Consider the following 1,272-nt stretch of genomic DNA (forward strand, 5'->3'; position numbering starts at 1 on the left):
TTGCTCACAGCCAAACTATCAGGTCAAGTCTGCTTTTATTATTTTTAAGCGTGCATAATAAGCCCTACACAAATTGGGAGATATATCATGAAAGGCTGGCTTTTTCTTGTTATCGCAATAGTTGGCGAAGTAATCGCAACATCCGCATTAAAATCTAGCGAGGGCTTTACTAAGCTTGCCCCTTCCGCCGTTGTCATAATCGGTTATGGCATCGCATTTTATTTTCTTTCTCTGGTTCTGAAATCCATCCCTGTCGGTGTTGCTTATGCAGTCTGGTCGGGACTCGGCGTCGTCATAATTACAGCCATTGCCTGGTTGCTTCATGGGCAAAAGCTTGATGCGTGGGGCTTTGTAGGTATGGGGCTCATAATTGCTGCCTTTTTGCTCGCCCGATCCCCATCGTGGAAGTCGCTGCGGAGGCCGACGCCATGGTGACGGTGTTCGGCATTCTGAATCTCACCGAGGACTCCTTCTTCGATGAGAGCCGGCGGCTAGACCCCGCCGGCGCTGTCACCGCGGCGATCGAAATGCTGCGAGTCGGATCAGACGTCGTGGATGTCGGACCGGCCGCCAGCCATCCGGACGCGAGGCCTGTATCGCCGGCCGATGAGATCAGACGTATTGCGCCGCTCTTAGACGCCCTGTCCGATCAGATGCACCGTGTTTCAATCGACAGCTTCCAACCGGAAACCCAGCGCTATGCGCTCAAGCGCGGCGTGGGCTACCTGAACGATATCCAAGGATTTCCTGACCCTGCGCTCTATCCCGATATTGCTGAGGCGGACTGCAGGCTGGTGGTTATGCACTCAGCGCAGCGGGATGGCATCGCCACCCGCACCGGTCACCTTCGACCCGAAGACGCGCTCGACGAGATTGTGCGGTTCTTCGAGGCGCGGGTTTCCGCCTTGCGACGGAGCGGGGTCGCTGCCGACCGGCTCATCCTCGATCCGGGGATGGGATTTTTCTTGAGCCCCGCACCGGAAACATCGCTGCACGTGCTGTCGAACCTTCAAAAGCTGAAGTCGGCGTTGGGGCTTCCGCTATTGGTCTCGGTGTCGCGGAAATCCTTCTTGGGCGCCACCGTTGGCCTTCCTGTAAAGGATCTGGGTCCAGCGAGCCTTGCGGCGGAACTTCACGCGATCGGCAATGGCGCTGACTACGTCCGCACCCACGCGCCTGGAGATCTGCGAAGCGCAATCACCTTCTCGGAAACCCTCGCGAAATTTCGCAGTCGCGACGCCAGAGACCGAGGGTTAGATCATGCCTAGCATT

The 1,272-nt window shown here is 56.8% G+C and carries 2 protein-coding genes; both read left to right on the top strand.

The window, feature by feature from the left end; translation table 11 throughout:
- Window positions 1-87 precede the first annotated feature (87 nt).
- Window positions 88-435, top strand: a complete 348-nt coding sequence (locus GYB81_RS22890) for a quaternary ammonium compound efflux SMR transporter QacE delta 1 (protein ID WP_000679427.1) — start codon at window positions 88-90, stop codon at window positions 433-435.
- Window positions 429-1,268: a sulfonamide-resistant dihydropteroate synthase Sul1 gene (sul1, locus tag GYB81_RS22895; protein WP_000259031.1), complete on the top strand. Its 840-nt coding sequence runs from the start codon at window positions 429-431 to the stop codon at window positions 1,266-1,268. Before GYB81_RS22890 ends, sul1 begins: the two co-directional genes overlap by 7 nt.
- Window positions 1,269-1,272: the final 4 nt, after the last annotated feature.

Source organism: Pseudomonas yangonensis (assembly GCF_009932725.1).
Taxonomy (GTDB): Bacteria; Pseudomonadota; Gammaproteobacteria; order Pseudomonadales; family Pseudomonadaceae; genus Aquipseudomonas; species Aquipseudomonas yangonensis.

Excerpts from the sequence above, each read along its gene's own strand:
- GYB81_RS22890 (WP_000679427.1), top strand. The coding sequence starts at position 88 with ATGAAAGGCTGGCTTTTTCTTGTTATCGCAATAGTTGGCGAAGTAATC.
- sul1 (WP_000259031.1), top strand. The coding sequence starts at position 429 with ATGGTGACGGTGTTCGGCATTCTGAATCTCACCGAGGACTCCTTCTTC.